Origin of the sequence: Pseudoalteromonas sp. ASV78, from assembly GCF_047806705.1 — a bacterium.
Taxonomy (GTDB): Bacteria; Pseudomonadota; Gammaproteobacteria; order Enterobacterales; family Alteromonadaceae; genus Pseudoalteromonas; species Pseudoalteromonas prydzensis_A.
This window is the reverse complement of the sequence record NZ_JBLOPA010000001.1, coordinates 371148-392014: the sequence shown is the minus strand read 5'-3', so window position 1 is coordinate 392014 and position 20867 is coordinate 371148. Positions and strand designations below refer to the sequence as shown.

The window sequence follows — 20867 nt, the reverse complement described above, 5'->3', positions numbered from 1 at the left end:
CACACTATTAACGAATAATACCGCGCTCTGAGTTTTTCACAAAATCAACCATCAGTTGCACTGCAGGATATTTTGCAGCGTCTTCACTCAAGGCTGCAAGTGCTTCTTCAACACCTAAGCTCTTACGGTAAAGGGTTTTGTAAGCACGACGCGTTGCCATCACTTCATCGCTTTCAAAACCACGGCGCTTCATGCCTTCGGTGTTGATTGCAACTGGGCCCGCTGGCGTACCAATGGTTGTGACAAACGGTGGCACATCTTTGTTTACGCCAGAGTACATACCTACAAAGGCATGTGCCCCCACTTTACAGAATTGATGAATACCTGAGTTACCCGCTAAGATAACCCAGTCACCAATATGTACATGGCCCGCCACAGAGGCATTATTAGCAAAAATAACGTTATCGCCAATCACCGCATCATGAGCGACGTGAGTGTAAGCCATAAATAAATTATTGCTGCCAATCTTAGTCACACCTTGATCTTGAATCGTACCTCGGTGGATAGTAGCGCATTCACGAATAACATTGTTATCACCAATGATAAGCGTGGTTGGCTCATTATTGTATTTTTTGTCTTGGCAAGCTTCGCCTACAGACGCAAATTGAAATATATGATTGCCTGAACCAATTGTTGATGGACCTTTGACCACAACGTGAGATTCAATAATGCAGTTATCGCCAATCACTACATCGTTGCCAATGTAGCTATACGGGCCAACTGAGACATTATTGCCTAACTTTGCACCTGGTTCGATTATCGCTGTAGGATGGATCACAATTAAAGCTCTCTTCTCGCACACATGATTTCGGCACTACATACTATTTTGCCATCGACTTTTGCTTCTGCTGCAAACTTCCAAATATTACGACGCTCTTTTAAAAACTGTACATGCAAATGCATAGTATCGCCAGGAGTAACAGGCTGTTTAAAACGCGCGTTGTCTATCGCTGCAAATAAATATAGCTCATTCTCACTGCGATTTTCGACTGTTTTAAACCCTAATAAACCGGTTGCCTGTGCCATGGCTTCTAAAATTAATACACCAGGGAAAATAGGCTGGTTTGGAAAGTGGCCAGTAAAGATAGGTTCATTAAAAGTTACATTCTTAATCGCATGCAATGATTCACCCGGAGTGTAATCAAGTACACGGTCAACCAGTAGCATCGGGTAACGATGCGGAAGTAAGCTTAAAATTTCTTGTATATCTAGGCTATTTAATTCGTTTGCCAAAATAGCATCCTTATCAATTATCAACGTTTAATGACTTAGTCAGAGTCTCTAGCGCTTTAAGGCGGACTTTCATCTCTGGCAAATTACGTAAATGAGCAATGTTACGACGCCACTCTTTATTGGAAGAATGTGGCAACCCCGATGAATAAACACCAGGTTCTGAAATCGCTTTAGTTACCATGCTCATACCCGTAAGTATAACACCATCACAGATATCTATGTGACCATTTATGCCTACAAGCCCCGCAATCTGGCAATTTTTACCAATCGTGGTACTACCAGCTACCACGGTACAACCTGCAATTGCAGTGCCTGAACCAATTTCTACATTGTGAGCAATTTGACATTGGTTATCGATAATCACATTGCTGTGAATAATCGTGTCGTCAATCGCGCCGCGGTCAACCGTGGTGCCGGCACCAATTTCAACCTTGTCACCAATGATCACGCGACCAAGCTGAGGGATTTTTATCCATTGGCCTTTATCATTTGCATAACCAAAGCCATCACTGCCGATCACGCTACTTGATTGAAATAAACAATCACTGCCAATTTCGACATCATGGTAAACACTGACATTTGCCCACAGTTTTGTACCATTGCCAATTTTGGTGTTTTCACCAATAAAGCAATTAGCACCTATTTGCGCGTTATCACCAATCACAGCACCAGCTTCAATCACCGCATTAGCTGCAATAGCCGCGGTGTTTGCAACAGTAGCATCAGGATGGATCACCGCAGTGGGGTGAATACCTTGTGATGCGGAACGTGGCGTGGTATCGAGTAGCTGGGCTAATTTCGCATAGCAAACATAGGGGTTCGCAACGATAAGCTTATTACCTTGATAATACTCGGCGTCAGCAGCAGATAGGATCACAGCACTAGCCTGTGTTTCTGCTAATTGTGAGCGATATTTCTTATTCGCTAAAAATGCAATATGCCCAGAGCGGGCATTTGCAAGTGTAGCTATTGTTGAGATTTCTAAAGCGCCATCACCGTCAAGTTCGGCGCTTAGAAGTTCCGCAATCTGCGAAAGCGTATAATTATGCATATATCAGTTCTATTGCTTACTTACTTTATCAACAACTTTACTTGATAAATCAACAACCGTTTTCGGGTTAAAGTAGATAGTGGTATCTTTAACTTTAACTTCATCATATTTGCCATCTTTAGCGATATCTTCGATTGCTTTGATGATAATACCTTGTACTTTAGCAAGCTCTTGGTTTTGACGTACTTTGATTTCTTGCTCTAAAGGACGGCCTTTTTCAGCAAGATTTTTTTGCATGCCTTCCACTTTCTCACGTAACGCATCTTTTTGCGCTTGGCTCATGGTGGTGCTTTCACGTTTGAACTTTTCTGCTTCAAAGCGAATGTCGCCTTGTAGTTTTTCTAGTTCTTGTCGACGCTCTGCAAACTCAGCTTGTAAAGTTTGCTCAACTGTTGCCATTTGCGGGATCTGCTTGTAGATTTCTTGCATATCGACAATACCTACTTTATGTGCAAAAGCACTTGCAGAAGTACCCATCATAAGTGTTGCTAGAATGGCAGTTGCCGATAATTTAAATGATTTTTTCACAAAAAACTCCTTTAGAATGTATTACTAATGTTAAAGCTGATGGTCTTCGTATCGTCATCTTCTTCTTGTTGCAATGGATACGCAAAACTGATCAGCATAGGACCCATAGGTGAGATCCACTGCAATGATAAACCGGTTGAAACCCTAAAGCGCATTGGATCTGAATAATCCTCAAGCTTAGCACGTTCATCCGGCCCTAAATTTTGATAACGGTCAACGTTAAATTCTGTGTCCCATACGTTTGCAGCATCAACAAAGAAGCTAGTACGTACAGAGCTGGTGTTATCTTCATCTAAGAATGGTGTTGGTACGATTAGTTCCATACCTGCAACAGCCTTAGCATTACCACCAATACGCCCTTGTGGTGTTAGTACATCAAACTCAGGCGCGCCGCCAATATTGCCTGTTGGGGAGCCATCTGGCAATGGGGTACCTGGTATTAATTGTGGCGTACGAGAAATAGCTCGCGGCAATATGGTATTACGGTCAAAACCACGTAGTTCCATTTCCGTTATACGGAAATACTCTTGGAATGGCAATGTTTGGTCATAACCATTGGTTGTACCATAACCGTTACCATAACCAAGTGCGGCACGTGTTGAGAACACCCAACGATGGTTATCGCTGATCGGCCAGTAAAAACGTGAATCATAATTTATCTTAAAGTAAGTTAAATCTGAATTAGGTGTTGTACCCGTTAAATTAAGTGTTTGACGCGAACCTGCCGTTGGGAATAAACCACGGTTAACGGTCACTCGAGACCAACCTACGCTCAGCTCGTACTTGGTAAAGTCAAAGCCAGCATCTGGGTTATTCGGATCTAAGAAGGTCTCACGCATTACACGCGTTTGCTCGTATTCAGCAATATCAGACAACTCTTCTTGGATCCAACGCACCCCAAAGTTAATCCGGTTTACCGCATCAATTGGGAAGCCAATGTTAGTACCAATACCATAACTCTTCGATTTATAATCGATAAGGCTGAATTTACTTGCATCGTAGTTACTGTAAAAGATGCTACTGCCTTGCGATACACCATCAGGAGTAAAATAAGGGTCAGTATACGATAAGCTCACTCGCTCAGAACCACGCGACGTATTGATATTAAAACCAATTTGATTACCTGTGCCTAAGAAGTTAGATTCAGTAACACCAATATTAAATTGCAGACCTAAGTATGAACCATAAGCAAGACCGGCATTAAAGCTACCTGCTGATTGTTCTTTAACAGTAAAATCAACGTCCACTTGGTCATCTACACCCGGCACTGGCACCACATTAAAATCAACGCTTTCCATGTATGGCAGACGCTGAATTTGTAATTTTGAACGCTCTAGGTTTTGGTTTGATAACCATGCACCTTCAAGCTGAGTCATTTCACGACGCAATACTTCATCAGCGGTATTTTGGTTACCACCGACGATAATACGACGTACATACACGCGTTGCCCCGGATCCACCGATAAAGTTAACTGAACTTCTTTGTTTTCGTCGTCTATTTCAGGAATAGTACGTACTTCAGCGTTAGCATAACCAAAACGCGCTAAGTAGCTTTTGATAAACTCTTCAGAAGAGGTCACCACTGAACCATTGTAAAGCTCACCGGCACGCAGTGGAATAACACTTTTGATCAGCTCTTCACGGCCAAGTAAATCACCAATAAAGTCAAAGCCTTTAACTTTGTACTTTACGCCTTCAGAAATATTCGCAGTAACATAAACCGATTCACGCTCAGGGCTCACTGATACTTGTGTTGAATCGATATTAAAACGTAAATAACCACGATCTAAATAGAAGCTACGGATTTTTTCAAGATCGCCCTCAATGGTTTGTTTCTGGTAGCGATCGCTGCCCATAAACTGCCACCACGGTAAATCTTGTTGTGATTCTGCAAGCGCAAGTAGGTCTTCGTTGCTAAACAATTCGTTACCAACTAAGTTAATTTGGCGAATTGACGCCGCATCACCTTCATCAAACTCAAGCTTTAACTTAACGCGGTTACGCGGAAGTTTAGTAATGCTGACATCAATCTTAGCGTTATATTTACCAATACTGTGGAAAAACTCAATTAAGCCTTTCTCAATATTATCAACCACGGTTTTATCCAGTGGTTCGCCTTGGCGAATATCTTGCTGATCAAGCGACTGAGTTAGCTGCTCATCTTTGATGTCTTTATTACCTTCAAACTCAATAATACTGATTGTTGGGCGCTCTGTTACTCTGAAAATAACATTGTTGCCATCACGTAGTGCCTTGATATTGTCAAAGTGGCCTGAGTTATACAAAGACTTAATCGTTTTTGAAATTGTGTAGTCATCAACATTATCACCCACATTAATAGGGATATGCGTTAATGCCGCTCCCAACGCTACGCGCTGTAAGCCTTCAACTTTTAAATCGTCAACAATAAAGGAGTTTTGGCCTAGGGCTGCAAAGCTAGCGCCTAATAAACTTGTTACTGCCAAATGTTTTTTTATAGCCATTTTATTATCTTTATCCTTTACAACGGTATTACCGCTCAACACCTTAAAACTATACTTTAGCGGTGTTTTACAATCGTGTTTTTAATTCGAGACTGTCGCAATTATTTATAATCGCGATACATCATTGAACAAAGCGAAACATGTAAGAAAAATGAGTAACAAGGCACCCACTTTAAAACCAAATTCTTGTGTCTTTTCAGAGACCGGCTTGCTACGAAAAAGTTCAATTATGTAATACATTAAGTGCCCACCATCAAGTACTGGCAACGGCAATAAATTAAATACGCCTAAGTTTACACTGATCAATGCTAAGAAGCTTAAAAATGCTACAAAGCCATAGCTTACGCTAGTTCCCGCACCGACAGCGATACCAACCGGACCACTTAAATTCTTCACTGATACTTGACCAGTAATTAGATTGCCAATCATGTCAAAACTAAGGCTGATCAAGCGCCATGTTTCACTTACGCCCAGCACCATACTATCGAGTGGGCCATAATGTCTAGTTTCAATGTAACCATCTGGCCACTTTTCAACCACCGGAGCCACACCTAAAAAGCCTTGTAACTGACCATCGTTATTAGGTTGCCCTTGTGGTGTGACGTTTATACGTTCTATATTATCTTGTCTTTTTACACTAAATTGTAATGATTTGTTAGCGGATTGCTGAATAACATTAACTAATTGAGTCCAATCGGTCATTGTTTCGCCATTTACCGCGATAATTTCATCTCCCGCCTGTAAGTTAGCTGCGGCAGCGGCTGAATTAGCTGAAATAGTTGCAACCGTTAAAGTCGCTTGCGGGCGAAACGGCACAATGCCCAATGAAGCTAATGGCGGCACATCTTGCTGATCTAACTTCCAACCATCGATATCGAGTGTTTTCACCTGTTCTTGAAATTGCTCATCGCGCACCGTAACAGCAACGCTTTTTTCACCTAAACTGGCCATCAATGCAAACGTAGCATCTTGCCAAGTGGTAATATTATCGTCGCCAATTTTTACAATATGTTGACTCGGCATAATACCCGCTTGCTCTGCTCGGCTACCTTCTGTGATCGAGCCAACGACTGGTTTAACCGATTGCACACCCACCATGTACATCACTGCTAAAGCAAAAATAGCAAAAATGAAATTAGCCATGGGTCCTGCGGCGACAATCGCGATACGCGCTTGAACCGATTTAGCATTAAATGATAAGTGACGTTGCTCGGCTGGCACTTCATCAACGCGCTCATCAAGCATTTTTACATAGCCACCCAGTGGAATTGCAGCAATGACGTATTCTGTGTCGTGTTTATCGTGCCATTTTATTAGTGGCTTACCAAAACCAATGGAGAACCGTAATACTTTGACACCCGCTTTACGAGCGACCCAAAAATGTCCGTACTCATGCACTGTTACTAAAATACCCAGCGCTAAAATAAAAGAACCTAAATTCCACAGAAAATCGAACATATTAGCGGTTCACCTTTGCAATAAGTTGCGTTGCTTGAAGTCGAGCTAAACGGTCACAGTCAAGAATTTCATCCAACGTGTGTACGTTTACATCGATTGTGTTGTCTAGTGTTTGTGCATTAATGCGATAAATATCGGTAAAGCCGATTTGCCCCTGTAAAAATGCATTTACAGCAACTTCATTGGCCGCATTGACGGTGGTGGTTGCGCCCTGCCCAGCTTCGCATGCCGCTATTGCCAGTTGCAAATTAGGGTAACGAGCAAAGTCAGGTTTGGTAAAGGTAAAATCAGCAAGCTCAGAGAAATCAAGCGGTGTTACACCGGCATCAATCCGAGCAGGATAAGCCAAAGCGTGAGCAATCGGAGTACGCATATCGGGGTTGCCCATTTGCGCCAATACCGAACCATCTTGGTACTGTACCATTGAGTGAATGATACTTTGTGGATGGATCACCACTTCAATATCTTGCGCAGCACAATTAAACAGCCATTTGGCTTCTATAAACTCTAAGCCTTTATTCATCATGGTGGCTGAATCAACCGAAATTTTTTGCCCCATTGACCAGTTAGGATGCGCAACGGCTTGTGCCACAGTCACATCTTTTAGGGTATCGATAGCACGGGTTAAAAATGGCCCGCCAGAGCCGGTAAGTAAAATTTTACTTACTCCGTGCTCATGCAGTTGAGCATTATTTTTCGAGCCTTGCAGTGCGCTTGGCAGACACTGAAATATGGCATTATGTTCGCTATCAATGGGTAATAATGTGGCTTTATGTTGCTTAACTTTATCGATAAACAACTGCCCTGACATAACCAAGGATTCTTTATTTGCCAGTAATACTTTTTTCCCAGCTGCTACCGCACTCAGTGTCGGTATTAGCCCTGCGGCCCCGACAATCGCAGACATCACAGTGTCAACGTCTGGGTGTGCAGCCAATTCACTCATCGCGGCAACGCCACTGCGGATCACTGTTTTACAGTCGCTGCCCGCTAACAACAGAGTTAATTGTGTTGCAGCGTTATCATCTGCCATCACTGCAAAGCGTGGTTGATGAGCAATGCATAATTGCGCCATTAATTCGCTATTGCTACCCGCTGCAAGCGCAAATACCGCAAATTGTTGTTGATTACGCGCTACCACATCTAAGGTGCTTAAACCTATTGAGCCGGTAGCACCTAAGATCACCAATTGCTGTTTACAACTCATAGACTAAGTGTCCACGCATAACACAAAACAAAAATGGGTGCTGCAGCGGTTAAGCTGTCGAGGCGGTCTAAAATGCCACCGTGCCCAGGTAAACATGAGCCACTATCTTTTAAGCCAGCCTCACGTTTAAACATACTCTCAAGTAAGTCACCAATGGCAGAAAATAAAGCAATAAACATGGTCATAATGGCGTAAATTGGCCACACAGACATATCAACATCGGTGAAATGACAAAATGCGAGTACAAAAATAACGGCCGCTACAACGCCGCCAGCTAGGCCTTCAATGGTTTTATTTGGGCTTACTTTCGGCATTAATTTATGTTTGCCAAAGTTTTTACCGGTAAAGTACGCGCCAATGTCAGCACTCCAAACAATTCCTAAAACGACCAGTATCAGCATTGAACCAAAATGGGTTGATTGTTCATAATTAGCACTGCGCAGTGTATTTAGCGCAAGCCACAAGGGGACTAAGGTTAGAATACCCGCAATGGCACGCATCACTACCCCTTCATTCCATGCTTTTGCCATCGCTGGATAACGCCACACTAAATAAGTGGCTACAAGCCACCAAGAAAATGACAGTGTGAATATATAATTCGCATCGCCGACTAGCTGACCATCGCTCCATAGTCCGTCAATTGGCCAGTGCCAGTTAAGTAGCACCAGTAACAAACCAATAAATACCACAAACGAAAAACGTTTCATTTTATCGCACAGCCCCATAAATGCAGACCATTCCCATGCGCCTAATAAAACAATCGCGCCGGCAATATAACTAAACAGTGTAAGTGGTGTGTAAAAAACCAATATCAATGCCAAAGGTGCTAGCACTAAAGAGGTTAAAATTCGTTGTTTTAGCAAAGTGTTACCCTTTTAATTAGGTTTCGGCGAGTAATTGTTTTATTTGTTCGCCAGTACAACCAAATCGTCGCTCTCTGGCAACGTAACAAGCGATAGCGTCAGCAAAAGCGGCTTCGTTAAAGTCAGGCCAAAGCGTATCGGTAAAATAAAGTTCAGCGTAAGCAGCTTGCCATAATAAAAAGTTGCTTATGCGTAAATCCCCACCTGTGCGTATCAGCAAATCAGGTTCAGCTTGATCGTGCATGCTCATATGAGCAGCTAAGTCTTGCTCTGTAATATCGTCAGGGTTTAATGCCCCTGTAGCAACTTGCTTAGCTATCTGCTTAGCAGCATTGGTCATATCCCATCTGCCACCATAATTAGCTGCTACATTAAGTTGTAAGCCGGTGTTATTAGCCGTTAATTGATGCGCCGCATCAACCTTGCTACGCAACGCCTCTGAAAAACGAGATAAATCACCAATGATGGTTAATTTTACATTGTTCTTGTGGAGCTTTTTTACTTCCTTGCTTAGCACATACAAAAACAATTCCATCAAGGTACTGACTTCATCTTCTGGGCGATGCCAGTTTTCACTACTAAACGCAAACAGAGTCAACGACTCAATCTTCAATTTAGTACAAAACTGCACAGACTGACGAACCGCATCCACGCCTTTTTTATGACCGTACACACGAGGCCTATTTTTGGCTTGTGCCCAACGACCATTGCCATCCATGATTATAGCGACATGCTTGGGTAAACATTGCTGGGAAATTTTATCAGCGTTAAGAACCATAAATATCGAGTATTCCATAAAAAAACGCCGCCTAGTATAACCCAGACGGCGTTTCAAAACTAATAAATTTACGAGCTTAGATTTCCATCAACTCGGCTTCTTTTGCCGCTAGCTGAGTATCCATTTCTTTAATGTACTTATCGGTAAGCTTTTGAATTGCATCATCAGATTGACGCGCTTCATCTTCAGAAATATCTTTATCTTTCAATAAGTTTTTCACATCGCCATTGGCATCACGGCGAATATTACGGATCGCAACACGGCCGCTTTCAACTTCGCCACGAACGATTTTAATTAAGTTTTTACGGCGTTCTTCTGTTAGCGGAGGAAGTGGTACACGGATCACAGAACCTGCTGACATTGGGTTTAAACCTAAGTCAGATGCCATGATCGCTTTTTCTACCGCTTGTGCAAGCGACTTGTCAAATACACTAAGTGCTAATGTACGTGAATCTTCAATGGTTACATTAGCAACTTGGTTTAATGGTGTTGGGGCACCGTAGTATGGCACCATAATACCATCCAAAATTGCCGGATGAGCACGGCCAGTACGGATTTTAGATAATTGACTGCTAAGTGCCGTTACACTTTTCTGCATGCGTTCTGCAGCATCTTTTTGAATATCGTTTATCACGGTTCAATCCTAATCTAGTTAATAACTTCATCTGAGGCTTGTGAAGAAATAAGCGTACCTTCTTCTTCGCCCATAATTACACGCTTTAACGCGCCTGATTTATTCATGTTAAATACGCTCAATGGCATATTATGATCGCGCGCCAATGTGAATGCCGCAAGATCCATTACTTTTAATTCTTTTTCAATGATTTCATTGTAGCTCAAGTGACGGTAAAGTGTCGCGTCTGGATTTTTCACCGGATCATCACTATAAACACCATCAACTTTAGTGGCTTTGATCACGGTATCGGCTTCAATTTCGATACCACGTAAACACGCGGCTGAATCGGTTGTAAAAAATGGGTTACCGGTACCCGCGGCAAAAATAACCACACGGCCAGTTTTTAATAAACTAATTGCTTCAGCCCAGTTGTACGCATCACACACACCGTTTAGTGGGATAGCCGACATCAAACGACAATTTACAAATGCACGGTGCAGTGCATCGCGCATTGCAAGGCCGTTCATCACAGTCGCTAGCATGCCCATATGATCGCCAACAACGCGATTCATACCCGCTTCGGCAAGTGAGCCGCCACGTAAGAAGTTACCGCCACCGATAACTAAACCCACTTCTACGTCGAGTTCTACAAGCTCTTTAATTTCTTGCGCCATACGGTCTAATACTTTTGGGTCGATGCCGAAGCCTTCGTCTCCCATCAGTGCTTCACCGCTTAATTTGAGAAGAACGCGTCTAAAAATAGGTTTACGATTGATTGTCATAGTATTTGGGCCAACTTTATAAAAAAAGGATAAAAAATAACCGCGCTTATGATTTTCACATAAAGAGCGCGGTTATTTTAAAGAATTTTCAGCAATGACGCAAAAGCAAATCACAGATTAATTTCATCTAACTCACTTTTTCGTCAAAGGAAATCGATTTTATTGACCTTTAGCGGCAGCAATCTGCGCAGCTACTTCAGCAGCAAAATCTTCAGTTTTCTTCTCGATACCTTCACCAACTTCTACACGTACGAAGCCAGTAACTGTTGCGTTTTTCTCTTTAAGAATTTCGCCAACAGATTTTTTAGGTTCCATGATGAAAGCTTGACCAGTAAGAGAAACCTCACCAGTGAATTTTTTCATGCGACCAACAACCATCTTCTCAGCGATTTCAGCAGGCTTGCCTTCGTTCATCGCGATTTCGATTTGTACTTGCTTTTCTTTTTCAACAACTTCAGCAGGTACATCTTCAGGTGCTAGGTACTCTGGGTTTGAAGCAGCAACGTGCATTGCAATGTGCTTAAGTGTTTCTTCATCAGCAACACCCGCAACAACAACACCAATACGCTCACCGTGACGGTACTCAACTAGCGTTTCGCCAGCGATGTACTGTAGACGACGTACATTGATGTTTTCACCAATTTTAGTTACTAGCTCAACGCGTGCTTCTTCGAACTTAGCTTGTAAGTCTTCGATAGCAATCGTTTCTGCGATAGCAGCGTCAGCAACTTTGTTAGCAAATGCTAAGAAGCTTGCATCTTTCGCTACGAAGTCAGTTTGACAGTTAACTTCTACTAGTACTGCAACACCCGCGTTTTGCTTGATGATGATAGTACCTTCAGCAGCAATGTTACCTGCTTTTTTAGCCGCTTTAGCAGCGCCACTTTTACGCATGTTTTCAATCGCTAACTCGATGTCGCCATCAGTCTCAGTTAACGCTTTTTTACAATCCATCATGCCAGCGCCAGTGCGCTCGCGTAATTCTTTAACTAGGGCAGTAGTTACAGCCATTAGTAAATCCTCAAATCTGAATACAGGTTTTAGATAAGCGGGTTACCCGCTCTACAAGAATAGCAAGTCTTCACCTAATTTTAGGTGAAGACTTGATGACAGCTAATTACTCAGCTTCTACGAAGTCGTCTTTCTCAGCTTGAGCAACGATATTGCTCTCACGACCTTCAGTGATTGCTGCTGCAACTGCGCCAGTGTAAAGCTGGATAGCACGGATCGCATCATCGTTACCAGGTACGATGAAATCAACACCGTCTGGATTAGAGTTAGTATCAACGATCGCAACAACTGGAATACCTAGGTTGTTAGCTTCACGGATAGCAATGTGCTCGTGGTCTGCATCGATAACGAAAAGTGCGTCAGGAAGACCACCCATGTTTTTGATACCACCAAGGCTCTTTTCAAGCTTTTCCATTTCGCGGTTAAGCATTAACGTTTCTTTCTTAGTTAACTTCTCGAAAGTACCGTCTTGGCTTTGGATTTCAAGGTCTTTAAGACGCTTGATTGATTGACGAACTGTTTTCCAGTTAGTCAACATACCACCTAACCAACGGTGATTTACGTAATACTGATCACTTGCGATAGCTGCATCTTTAACTGCTTCGCTTGCTGCACGCTTAGTACCAACGAAAAGAACTTTACCTTTGTTTGACGCTGCACCAGTTAAAAACTTAAGTGCGTTGTTGAACATTGGTACTGTTTGCTCAAGGTTGATGATATGAACACGGTTACGTGCGCCGAAGATGAAAGGCTTCATCTTAGGATTCCAGTAACGTGCTTGGTGACCGAAGTGAACACCAGCTTGAAGCATATCGCGCATTGAAACGTTTGCCATTTTGTATTTCCTCTGTTTAGTTTAGGGTTAGGCCTCCACATACCCCATAGCACCAACACCGCAGTTAAATGAAACTGAAATGCACCCAAGTGTATGTGACGATACGTGTGTGTGTTAAAATAAAATTGTGTTTGCCTTAAATACAAAAAATCATTTAAGAATTTATTTGTAAAAAGACGGCGCGCTTTATACCATATTAAAAACAAATATTCAACGTCGCGTGCAAAAATTGTGCGGCGATAAATGTAATAAAACTCGATAATGGAGCCTCCATGAGCGCTGTGATCAAGACCCCTGAAGAAATAGAGAAAATGCGTGTTGCCGGGCGCTTAGCGGCTGATGTCCTGGAAATGATAGAGCCGCATGTAGTCCCTGGTGTAACCACTGATGAGCTCAATACAATTTGTCATAATTATATTGTTGATGTGCAAAAAGCGATCCCTGCACCTTTGAATTATCATGGCTTTCCAAAATCAATTTGTACCTCAGTAAATCAGGTGATTTGCCATGGTATTCCAAATGACAAAGCACTAAAAGACGGCGACAGTGTCAATATTGATATTACCGTGATTAAAGATGGCTATCATGGCGATACTTCAAAAATGTTTCATGTTGGCACCCCAAACATCCAAGGTAAGCGCCTTGCTGAAGTCACCCAAGAAAGCCTTTACTTAGCAATCAAAATGGTAAAACCAGGTGTGCGTTTAGGCGATATCGGTGAAGCGATTCAAAAATATGCTGAAAGTTTTAACTACTCAATTGTGCGTGAATATTGTGGTCACGGGATTGGTGCAGAGTTTCATGAAGAGCCACAAGTAATGCATTACGGTCGTGCCGGTACTGGCGAAGTACTTAAAGCGGGTATGTGTTTAACAATAGAGCCAATGGTCAACGCGGGTAAACGTCAATGTAAACTGCTTAAAGATGACTGGACTGTGATCACCAAAGACCGTAGCTTGTCAGCACAGTGGGAACACACCTTGTTAGTCACTGAAAATGGTGTTGAAATTTTGACGCTGCGATCAGATGATACGATAGACCGGATCATTGAACATTAAATACTGACTCACCCTACCCAGGGTGAAATAGTATGCTAAGGAGCCAGCCCACGTGGCATTACCCAATAAAGTTAAAAAACTGCTCAGCGATGCTGAGCAATTAACCGATTACCGCGATTGTTCTAATTATTTTTATAAATGGTTACAAAACGAGTTTTCAAAACAACCCGTCGGTAATTTGATTAATGCCCGGGCTGAGTTTATTGACCGCCTGCTGATCAAACTGTTTCATGTTTATGATTTAGCTCGTGAACCTGATTTAGCCTTGATTGCCGTGGGCGGGTACGGGCGCGGCGAGCTGCACCCTTATTCTGACATTGATTTTTTACTGCTGGTTACTGAGCAGCCCAGCGATGCAGTGTGCGAAAAAATCGGCCAATTTGTCACTATGCTGTGGGATCTTAATTTAGAGATTGGTCATAGTGTGCGCACCATTGAGCAAGCGATTGAACAAAAACGGGAAGATGTCACCTTTGCCACCAGTTTACTTGAAAGCAGGTTGTTATTTGGCAATCATATCGAATACGAAAAACTCAAAGCACATATCCTCGCCACCCCTGTTTGGCAGTCTGATGAATTCTTTTTAGCAAAAGTAAACGAGCAACAATTACGCCATAAAAAATGCCACGGCACCGCGTACAACCTCGAACCCAACATTAAAGAAAACCCAGGTGGCCTGCGGGATTTACAAACCATTATTTGGGTTGCTAAAAAGCATTTTAGAGCCGAAACCTTACAAGAGTTGATAAGCCACGGTTACCTTACTCACGAAGAATACCAAGAGCTGCTGGAGTGTTTAGAAAATCTCTGGAACATTCGTTTTGCACTGCATTTAGCAGCAGGACGCTCGGAGAATCGGTTACTGTTCGATCACCAACCACTGGCCGCCGATCTGCTCGGTTTTGGTAGCGATGGCAAAGCCTCTGTCGAACGGATGATGAAACGGTTATTTAGGATCATGAGCCGTGTGCGTGAACTGAATCAAATGCTGTTGTCGTATTTTGAACAAAGTATTTTGCCGGAAAGTAACGAACAAGCAGTGATTGAACTTGACCGTAATTTCGAACGCGTAGGCCATCAAATCCGCGTAAAAAACCCGTCGGTGTTTTTCCGCCGTGATCAACTGTTTGTATTATTTGAACACATTGCCGACAACCCTGAAATCACCCATATTTACCCAAGTACCATTCGCACCATTCGCCAAGTGCGTAGACGTCTTTTGGGCGATTTACAAGATTATGCGGCCTGCCGTGAAGCGTTTTTACGCCTAGTAAAACACCCTAACGGCATGGGCCGTGCATTTACACTGATGCACAAACACGGCATGCTAGCAGCGTATTTACCACAGTGGCGTAATATTTTTGGGCAAATGCAGTTTGACTTATTTCACGCCTATACCGTGGATGAGCATACCCATAAATTGATCAACAATATTTATCAGTATTTTGGCAAAGACAACGTCGCTGAATTTCCTATCTGTTGTGAAATTGTCACCCGCATGGACAAACCCGAGCTACTGTATTTAGCCGGTATTTTCCACGATATTGCCAAAGGCCGTGGTGGCGATCACTCCGAGCTTGGCTCAGTGGATGCCATTGCCTTTGCCAAATTACACCGTTTTTCAACTTCCGATGGCAAATTGATTGCTTGGTTGGTTAGTAATCATTTACTTATGTCTGTAACAGCGCAACGTAAAGATATTAATGATCCTGATGTAATTAAAGATTTTGCCACACGGGTAAAAACTGAGCGCCAACTTGATTACCTGTATTGCTTAACGGTGGCAGATATTCGCGCTACCAATGATAACTTATGGAATGATTGGAAAAATACCCTATTGCGTGAGTTGTATTTACATACCCAGCGCGCTTTGCGGTTAGGCCTTGAAAACCCAATGGATCAGCGTGACCAAATTCGCGATAAAAAGCATCAGGCCAAACAACGCCTCATCAACAATGGCTATGATGAAAATCAGATTGATTTAATTTGGAGCCGCTTTAAAGCAAATTACTTTACTGCCTTTAGCGAGCAACAACTATCATGGCATACCGAACACTTACTCAATTGTGACGATTTAAGCCAACCCAGTGTCACGGTATCAAATACTGCCATGCACGGTGGTACGCAAATATTTGTCTACAGCCCCTACTCCGGTGGTTTATTTGCCCGCTTGGTAAGTGTGATTGGCTCTAAAAAAGCACAAATTCAACACGCCCAAGTACTCACCACCCGAGACGGCTATGTGGTGTTTAGTTTTGTGGTACTAGAAGTCAGTGGCGATCCGATTGCCAGTGCCCAAGCACAATCAATCAAACGTGGTCTTGATCAAGCTCTTGCCGATCCGAAAAAGAAAATTCGCTTTAAAAAGAATCGCTCACAACGTTTTAAAGACTTTAATATTAAGCCAAAAATTATCCTGCGCCCGCACCCGCGTAAAGATCGCAGCTTAATCGAAATTCAAGCCGTGGATATTCCTGGTTTATTAACCAAAATAGCCGAAGTATTCCAAGCGCATTTATTACATATACACGCCGCGCGGATCACCACAGTGGGTGAACGTGCAGAAGATTTCTTCGTGGTGTCGAATAACGAATACCAGGCGCTTACCGACGAAGAACAAGCCAAAATTCACCAAGCATTGCGTAGAAAGCTCAACGCAGAAACCGAATAAGAGGATCTTATGTCAGATTTAAAAACAACCATTGAAAACGCCTGGGATAATCGCGACAGCATTAGCCCAAGCACAGTATCAAGTGAAGTAAAACAAGCTATCATCGATGTACTTGAGCTACTTGATAGTGGTGCAGCCCGCGTTGCTGAAAAAATCAGTGGTGAGTGGGTAGTCCATCAGTGGCTTAAAAAAGCAGTGTTACTATCGTTTCGTATTCGTGACAATCAACCAATGAACGATGGCGTAAACCAGTTTTACGACAAAGTACCGCTTAAATTCAGCGACTACACGCCGGAACAGTTTCAACAAGGCGGCATGCGCGTCGTGCCAAACGCCGTTGCCCGTAAAGGCAGCTTCGTCGGTAAAAACGTAGTATTGATGCCATCGTACGTAAACATTGGCGCTTACGTTGACGACGGCACTATGGTTGATACATGGGCGACTGTAGGCTCATGTGCACAAATTGGTAAGAACGTACACTTATCTGGTGGTGTTGGCATAGGCGGTGTTTTAGAGCCATTACAAGCCAACCCTACTATCATTGAAGATAACTGTTTTATTGGCGCACGCTCTGAAATTGTAGAAGGCGTGATCGTTGAAGAAGGCGCGGTAATTTCAATGGGTGTTTACATCAGTCAAAGTACTCGCATTTACGATCGCGAAACTGGCGAAACTCACTACGGTCGCGTACCAGCAGGCGCAGTAGTAGTCCCGGGTGCACTACCATCAAAAGACGGTACTCACAGTCTGTACGCTGCAATTATCGTGAAAAAAGTAGATCAGCAAACCCGCGAAAAAGTAGGAATTAATGCATTATTGAGATCGATTGACGAATAATACAAAGCTGTAAGCTGATTTGTGTTAACAATGAATAAATGAAAGCCCTAACGCTGTGCAGCGTTAGGGCTTTTTTATTCAGCTTAATAACAATTGCCGCTTACTTTTAATCATATTAATTAAATTGCATTTCCGGAATATCACCAGCGACAATTAATTTACCAGCCGTTTTAGTTATTATCTCCTCTGTCGAAACCCCTGGTGCGCGCTCTAATAAATAAAACGCGCCGTCTTTAATTTCAAGTAGCGCAAGATCGGTGATCACTTTGTTGATACAGCCCACTCCTGTGAGCGGTAAACTACATTCGCTGAGTAATTTAGACTCACCCTGTTTATTAGCATGAGTCATAGTGCAGATAATATTTTTTGCACCAGCCACTAAATCCATGGCACCACCCATACCTTTCACTAACTTATTGGGGATCATCCAGCTAGCTATATTGCCATGTTGGTCAACTTCAAAAGCCCCCAGTACAGTTAAATCTACGTGACCACCACGGATCATTGCAAAACTCTCTGCAGAACTAAAAATGGCGGCGCCTTTAGCCGCGGTGACCGTTTCCTTCCCTGCGTTAATCATATCGGCATCCACAGCAGCTGTTTCAGAGTACGGTCCCATACCTAACAAGCCATTTTCTGATTGCAGCATTACTTCTATGTCACTAGACACATAGTTGGCCACTAAGGTTGGAATGCCAATCCCTAAGTTCACGTAATAACCATCTTGCAGTTCCATCGCTACGCGTTTCGCGATTTGTTCTCGTGATAATGCCATCTGCGAGCTCCTTATTTATTGTTATCTCGGGTGGTGACTTTCTCTATGCGTTTTTCAAACTCGCCTTTAATCACTCGGTCAATATAAATACCAGGGGTGTGAATTTGGCTTGGCTCAAGCTCGCCAGGCTCAACAATTTCTTCAACCTCTAAAACGGTAATTTTACCGGCAGTTGCAGCCATGGGATTAAAGTTCATCGCAGTATGACGATATATACAGTTGCCATAGCGATCCGCCTTATACGCTTTAATAATGGCAAAATCACCAGTAATACTGGGCTCTAATAAATAGTCGCGGCCATTGATATGGCGGGTTTCTTTGCCCTCAGCCACCGGAGTACCTACGCCGGTGGCCGTATAAAAAGCAGGGATCCCCGCACCACCAGCACGCATTTTCTCAGCCAAAGTGCCCTGCGGTGTTAACTCAACATCTAACTCACCACTGAGTAGCTGTTGCTCAAAAAGCGCATTTTCACCCACATATGAGGCAATCATTTTGCTAATTTGCTTATCTTCAAGCAACACGCCAAGACCAAACCCATCAATGCCGCAGTTATTCGAGACTACGGTTAAATCACGTGTGCCTTGACGCTTTATTTGCGCGATCAACCCCTCAGGAATACCACATAGTCCAAAACCACCGGCAATCACTGTCATACCATCTGTAAGACCTGCCATTGCTTCACTGTAACTTGTCACTACTTTATCAAAACCAGCCATAATCCCTCCTATTGAGCAGTCCAGCCACCATCAATGGCAATAGCTTGTGCAGTAATATTGCGCGCTTCATCGGCCATTAAAAAACAAATGGTATGCAGTATTTCATCTAAACCAATGAAGGCTTTTTTTGGCATGGGTGCAAGCATGATGGTGTCTATAACTTGCTGTTGTGAAATGCTATGCTGTTTCGCCTGTGCAGCAATCTGCTGCTCAACCAACGGGGTTTTCACATAGGCAGGGCACACTGTATTAATCGTAATATTACTGTCGCCAGTTTCTAATGCCACCGTTTTGGCAAAGCCTATTAAGCCGTGCTTCGCCGCAACATAAGCAGATTTATATTTAGATGCAACTAGCGCGTGAATAGAGCCTATATTTATGATACGACCGAAATTTTGCTCGCGCATACATGGCAACACCGCTTTGCTCATCATCGCCGGTCCCACCAACATAACCTGCTGTAGAAGTTGCCATGTGTCTGCAGGAAACTCTTCTAGCTTTGCCACATGCTGAATACCCGCATTATTAATAAGTACATCTATCGGTTGATTAAGCATTGTAAAAAAGCGTGTAATAGCTTGGCTATCAGCCACGTTCAATGCATAACCCTCGGCACTGCCACCCTGTGCAACTATGTGTGCCGCAGCCTGCTGCGCTGCTTGCTCATTTAGGTCAGTCACAATAATGTTGTGCCCTGCGATGGCAAGCTGCTCTGCTACGTAAAGGCCTATACCACTGGCAGCTCCAGTAATTAATACTGTTTTACTCATGGTTATCGTCCTCTAAAAATTCGCGGATCAATTGTGCTTTTGGTGAGATTGAAAAAATCCCATCTAAATGCCCCCAGCCTCCTGAAATTTCAGAGATCGCAACATCCTTATCCAACTCTTGCATTGCTTCATACACTTTTCGCATATTTTCAGGGCGTAGTAATAGGTCATTGCTCGCAGGTAATAATAAGGTTTTAGCGGTTATTTTTTTTAATGCTTCATTCACATCACCCTGCATACCGGCACTAAATAGCTGTGAAGCCCGAACTAAATAAAGGACATGGTTAGCATCTTGCGTTTTCGCTCGCGCTAATGCCCGAGCAGCCAGTGTTTGGCTTAATTTAGGTAAAGTGCGAATATCTTTAAGTGCCCCTTGGTCGCGCACGGTAAAATCAGGAAAACTGGCGTTATAAATAATTGGGTGCATTGCATCTTGGGTAATATTCAACATCGTTGCGGTTAAACCATCGAGTGGAGGCTGTTTGTCGTAATAATCACCCTGCTGCCAATTTTTATCTAAACGTATCGGTAGCGCCCATTTTTCAAGTGCTGCGACTGTCCATGCATCCATAGTAGCACCACCAATCACATGAATGAGTCGCTCTACTTGAGCTGGATAACGTACCGCCCACTCAAGCGCTTGGAACGAGCCCATTGATGCGCCCATCACTGCGTGTAATTTTTTAATTCCTAAACTCTCTAACAAACGTTTTTGTACATTAACAAAATCAGTAATGGTCACTACAGGGAAATCGAGCCCATAAGGTTTGCCCGTCGCTGGGTTAATCGATGCCGGTCCTGTGGTGATAACATTGGGATCATGCCAGTTGGCATTGACTAGCGTATCTGAGCTGATCACAAAAAATTTATTAGTATCTATCGCTTTATTTGGACCAATGAGTGCATCCCAATAACCAGGCTGCACATCATCGGCTTGGTATTTCCCCGCAGCATGAGAGGTACCTGAAAAGTAATGAGTGATTAAAATTACATTGTCTTTTTCTTCATTCAGGGTGCCATAGCTTTCCCAGCCAATATCAACTTTAGCAATCGTTTTACCTGACACAGTTATAAAATTTTCAGTGCTGAAATGTTGCTTTTCTACCAACATAGTCGCGACTTTTTCGCTAGCCAATGCCGCCGTACTATAAACAATAAACAACATCAGTATTATTAGTTTAGTTTTCATTGC

At 43.0% G+C, this 20867-nt stretch carries 20 protein-coding genes; 3 read left to right on the top strand and 17 right to left on the bottom strand.

Annotation, left to right across the window (positions count from 1 at the left end):
- Positions 1–7 precede the first annotated feature (7 nt).
- The 13 genes from lpxA to rpsB all read right to left on the bottom strand — a co-directional run bounded on the left by lpxA (position 8) and on the right by rpsB (position 12845).
- A complete protein-coding gene (lpxA, locus tag ACMVDV_RS01725) occupies positions 8–778 on the bottom strand; it encodes an acyl-ACP--UDP-N-acetylglucosamine O-acyltransferase (protein ID WP_304183424.1) in 771 nt (256 codons plus the stop codon).
- A gap of 2 nt (positions 779–780) precedes the next feature.
- A complete protein-coding gene (gene fabZ / locus ACMVDV_RS01720) occupies positions 781–1233 on the bottom strand; it encodes a 3-hydroxyacyl-ACP dehydratase FabZ (RefSeq protein ID WP_145240491.1) in 453 nt (150 codons plus the stop codon).
- Positions 1234–1246: 13 nt separating this feature from the next.
- On the bottom strand, positions 1247–2284 hold the full coding sequence (lpxD, locus tag ACMVDV_RS01715) for a UDP-3-O-(3-hydroxymyristoyl)glucosamine N-acyltransferase (protein ID WP_304183425.1): 1038 nt from the start codon (positions 2282–2284) through the stop codon (positions 1247–1249).
- 9 nt (positions 2285–2293) lie between these two features.
- Positions 2294–2812, bottom strand: a complete 519-nt coding sequence (locus ACMVDV_RS01710) for an OmpH family outer membrane protein (protein WP_416156976.1) — start codon at positions 2810–2812, stop codon at positions 2294–2296.
- 11 nt (positions 2813–2823) lie between these two features.
- The gene (gene bamA / locus ACMVDV_RS01705; RefSeq protein WP_416156975.1) at positions 2824–5295 is read right to left on the bottom strand and encodes an outer membrane protein assembly factor BamA; all 2472 of its coding nucleotides are present in this window, start codon (positions 5293–5295) and stop codon (positions 2824–2826) included.
- Positions 5296–5400: 105 nt separating this feature from the next.
- Entirely contained in the window at positions 5401–6753 is a 1353-nt protein-coding gene (gene rseP, locus ACMVDV_RS01700) for a sigma E protease regulator RseP (RefSeq protein ID WP_416156974.1), read from the bottom strand.
- A 1-nt stretch (position 6754) separates the two neighbouring features.
- A complete protein-coding gene (gene ispC / locus ACMVDV_RS01695) occupies positions 6755–7960 on the bottom strand; it encodes a 1-deoxy-D-xylulose-5-phosphate reductoisomerase (protein WP_304181344.1) in 1206 nt (401 codons plus the stop codon).
- On the bottom strand, positions 7957–8823 hold the full coding sequence (locus ACMVDV_RS01690; protein ID WP_416156973.1) for a phosphatidate cytidylyltransferase: 867 nt from the start codon (positions 8821–8823) through the stop codon (positions 7957–7959). Before ACMVDV_RS01690 ends, ispC begins: the two co-directional genes overlap by 4 nt.
- 16 nt (positions 8824–8839) lie before the next feature.
- Positions 8840–9619 (bottom strand): isoprenyl transferase, encoded by a 780-nt coding sequence (locus ACMVDV_RS01685; protein ID WP_304181341.1) that lies wholly within the window; start codon positions 9617–9619, stop codon positions 8840–8842.
- Positions 9620–9677: 58 nt separating this feature from the next.
- The gene (gene frr / locus ACMVDV_RS01680; protein WP_304181339.1) at positions 9678–10235 is read right to left on the bottom strand and encodes a ribosome recycling factor; all 558 of its coding nucleotides are present in this window, start codon (positions 10233–10235) and stop codon (positions 9678–9680) included.
- 14 nt (positions 10236–10249) lie between these two features.
- Positions 10250–10999, bottom strand: coding sequence for a UMP kinase (gene pyrH, locus ACMVDV_RS01675; protein ID WP_064667598.1), 750 nt, complete (start codon positions 10997–10999; stop codon positions 10250–10252).
- Between the two features lie 159 nt (positions 11000–11158).
- Complete coding sequence (gene tsf, locus ACMVDV_RS01670) at positions 11159–12010, bottom strand: translation elongation factor Ts (protein ID WP_416156972.1); 852 nt, start codon at positions 12008–12010, stop codon at positions 11159–11161.
- A 106-nt stretch (positions 12011–12116) separates the two neighbouring features.
- Positions 12117–12845 carry a 30S ribosomal protein S2 gene (gene rpsB, locus ACMVDV_RS01665; protein WP_064667599.1) on the bottom strand — a complete coding sequence of 243 codons (729 nt, stop codon included), beginning with the start codon at positions 12843–12845 and terminating at the stop codon, positions 12117–12119.
- Between the two features lie 272 nt (positions 12846–13117).
- Between rpsB and map the strand changes: the two genes are divergently transcribed.
- From map to dapD, 3 genes are read left to right on the top strand one after another with little or no spacing between them, the layout of a single operon-like run.
- Positions 13118–13903: a type I methionyl aminopeptidase gene (map, locus tag ACMVDV_RS01660; RefSeq protein WP_416156971.1), complete on the top strand. Its 786-nt coding sequence runs from the start codon at positions 13118–13120 to the stop codon at positions 13901–13903.
- Between the two features lie 52 nt (positions 13904–13955).
- The gene (glnD, locus tag ACMVDV_RS01655; protein WP_416156970.1) at positions 13956–16574 is read left to right on the top strand and encodes a [protein-PII] uridylyltransferase; all 2619 of its coding nucleotides are present in this window, start codon (positions 13956–13958) and stop codon (positions 16572–16574) included.
- A 9-nt stretch (positions 16575–16583) separates the two neighbouring features.
- Entirely contained in the window at positions 16584–17411 is an 828-nt protein-coding gene (dapD, locus tag ACMVDV_RS01650; protein ID WP_416156969.1) for a 2,3,4,5-tetrahydropyridine-2,6-dicarboxylate N-succinyltransferase, read from the top strand.
- 115 nt (positions 17412–17526) lie between these two features.
- Here the strand turns inward: dapD and ACMVDV_RS01645 are convergent, their stop codons facing one another.
- Genes ACMVDV_RS01645 through ACMVDV_RS01630 form a run of 4 tightly spaced genes read right to left on the bottom strand, consistent with a single transcriptional unit; the run spans position 17527 to position 20864 of the window.
- Complete coding sequence (locus tag ACMVDV_RS01645) at positions 17527–18186, bottom strand: 3-oxoacid CoA-transferase subunit B (RefSeq protein ID WP_416156968.1); 660 nt, start codon at positions 18184–18186, stop codon at positions 17527–17529.
- Between the two features lie 11 nt (positions 18187–18197).
- Positions 18198–18905, bottom strand: a complete 708-nt coding sequence (locus ACMVDV_RS01640) for a CoA transferase subunit A (protein WP_416156967.1) — start codon at positions 18903–18905, stop codon at positions 18198–18200.
- 8 nt (positions 18906–18913) lie between these two features.
- Positions 18914–19675: a 3-hydroxybutyrate dehydrogenase gene (locus tag ACMVDV_RS01635; RefSeq protein ID WP_416156966.1), complete on the bottom strand. Its 762-nt coding sequence runs from the start codon at positions 19673–19675 to the stop codon at positions 18914–18916.
- Positions 19668–20864, bottom strand: coding sequence for an E22 family MetX-like putative esterase (locus ACMVDV_RS01630; protein ID WP_416156965.1), 1197 nt, complete (start codon positions 20862–20864; stop codon positions 19668–19670). Before ACMVDV_RS01630 ends, ACMVDV_RS01635 begins: the two co-directional genes overlap by 8 nt.
- Positions 20865–20867 lie beyond the last annotated feature (3 nt).

Bases quoted from the DNA above. Each gene is read 5' to 3' on its own strand.
- lpxD (WP_304183425.1), bottom strand. From the start codon at position 2,284: ATGCATAATTATACGCTTTCGCAGATTGCGGAACTTCTAAGCGCCGAA.
- bamA (WP_416156975.1), bottom strand. From the start codon at position 5,295: ATGGCTATAAAAAAACATTTGGCAGTAACAAGTTTATTAGGCGCTAGC.
- rseP (WP_416156974.1), bottom strand. From the start codon at position 6,753: ATGTTCGATTTTCTGTGGAATTTAGGTTCTTTTATTTTAGCGCTGGGT.
- ispC (WP_304181344.1), bottom strand. From the start codon at position 7,960: ATGAGTTGTAAACAGCAATTGGTGATCTTAGGTGCTACCGGCTCAATA.
- ACMVDV_RS01685 (WP_304181341.1), bottom strand. From the start codon at position 9,619: ATGGAATACTCGATATTTATGGTTCTTAACGCTGATAAAATTTCCCAG.
- pyrH (WP_064667598.1), bottom strand. From the start codon at position 10,999: ATGACAATCAATCGTAAACCTATTTTTAGACGCGTTCTTCTCAAATTA.
- tsf (WP_416156972.1), bottom strand. From the start codon at position 12,010: ATGGCTGTAACTACTGCCCTAGTTAAAGAATTACGCGAGCGCACTGGC.
- rpsB (WP_064667599.1), bottom strand. From the start codon at position 12,845: ATGGCAAACGTTTCAATGCGCGATATGCTTCAAGCTGGTGTTCACTTC.
- map (WP_416156971.1), top strand. From the start codon at position 13,118: ATGAGCGCTGTGATCAAGACCCCTGAAGAAATAGAGAAAATGCGTGTT.
- dapD (WP_416156969.1), top strand. From the start codon at position 16,584: ATGTCAGATTTAAAAACAACCATTGAAAACGCCTGGGATAATCGCGAC.
- ACMVDV_RS01645 (WP_416156968.1), bottom strand. From the start codon at position 18,186: ATGGCATTATCACGAGAACAAATCGCGAAACGCGTAGCGATGGAACTG.
- ACMVDV_RS01640 (WP_416156967.1), bottom strand. From the start codon at position 18,905: ATGGCTGGTTTTGATAAAGTAGTGACAAGTTACAGTGAAGCAATGGCA.
- ACMVDV_RS01635 (WP_416156966.1), bottom strand. From the start codon at position 19,675: ATGAGTAAAACAGTATTAATTACTGGAGCTGCCAGTGGTATAGGCCTT.
- ACMVDV_RS01630 (WP_416156965.1), bottom strand. From the start codon at position 20,864: ATGAAAACTAAACTAATAATACTGATGTTGTTTATTGTTTATAGTACG.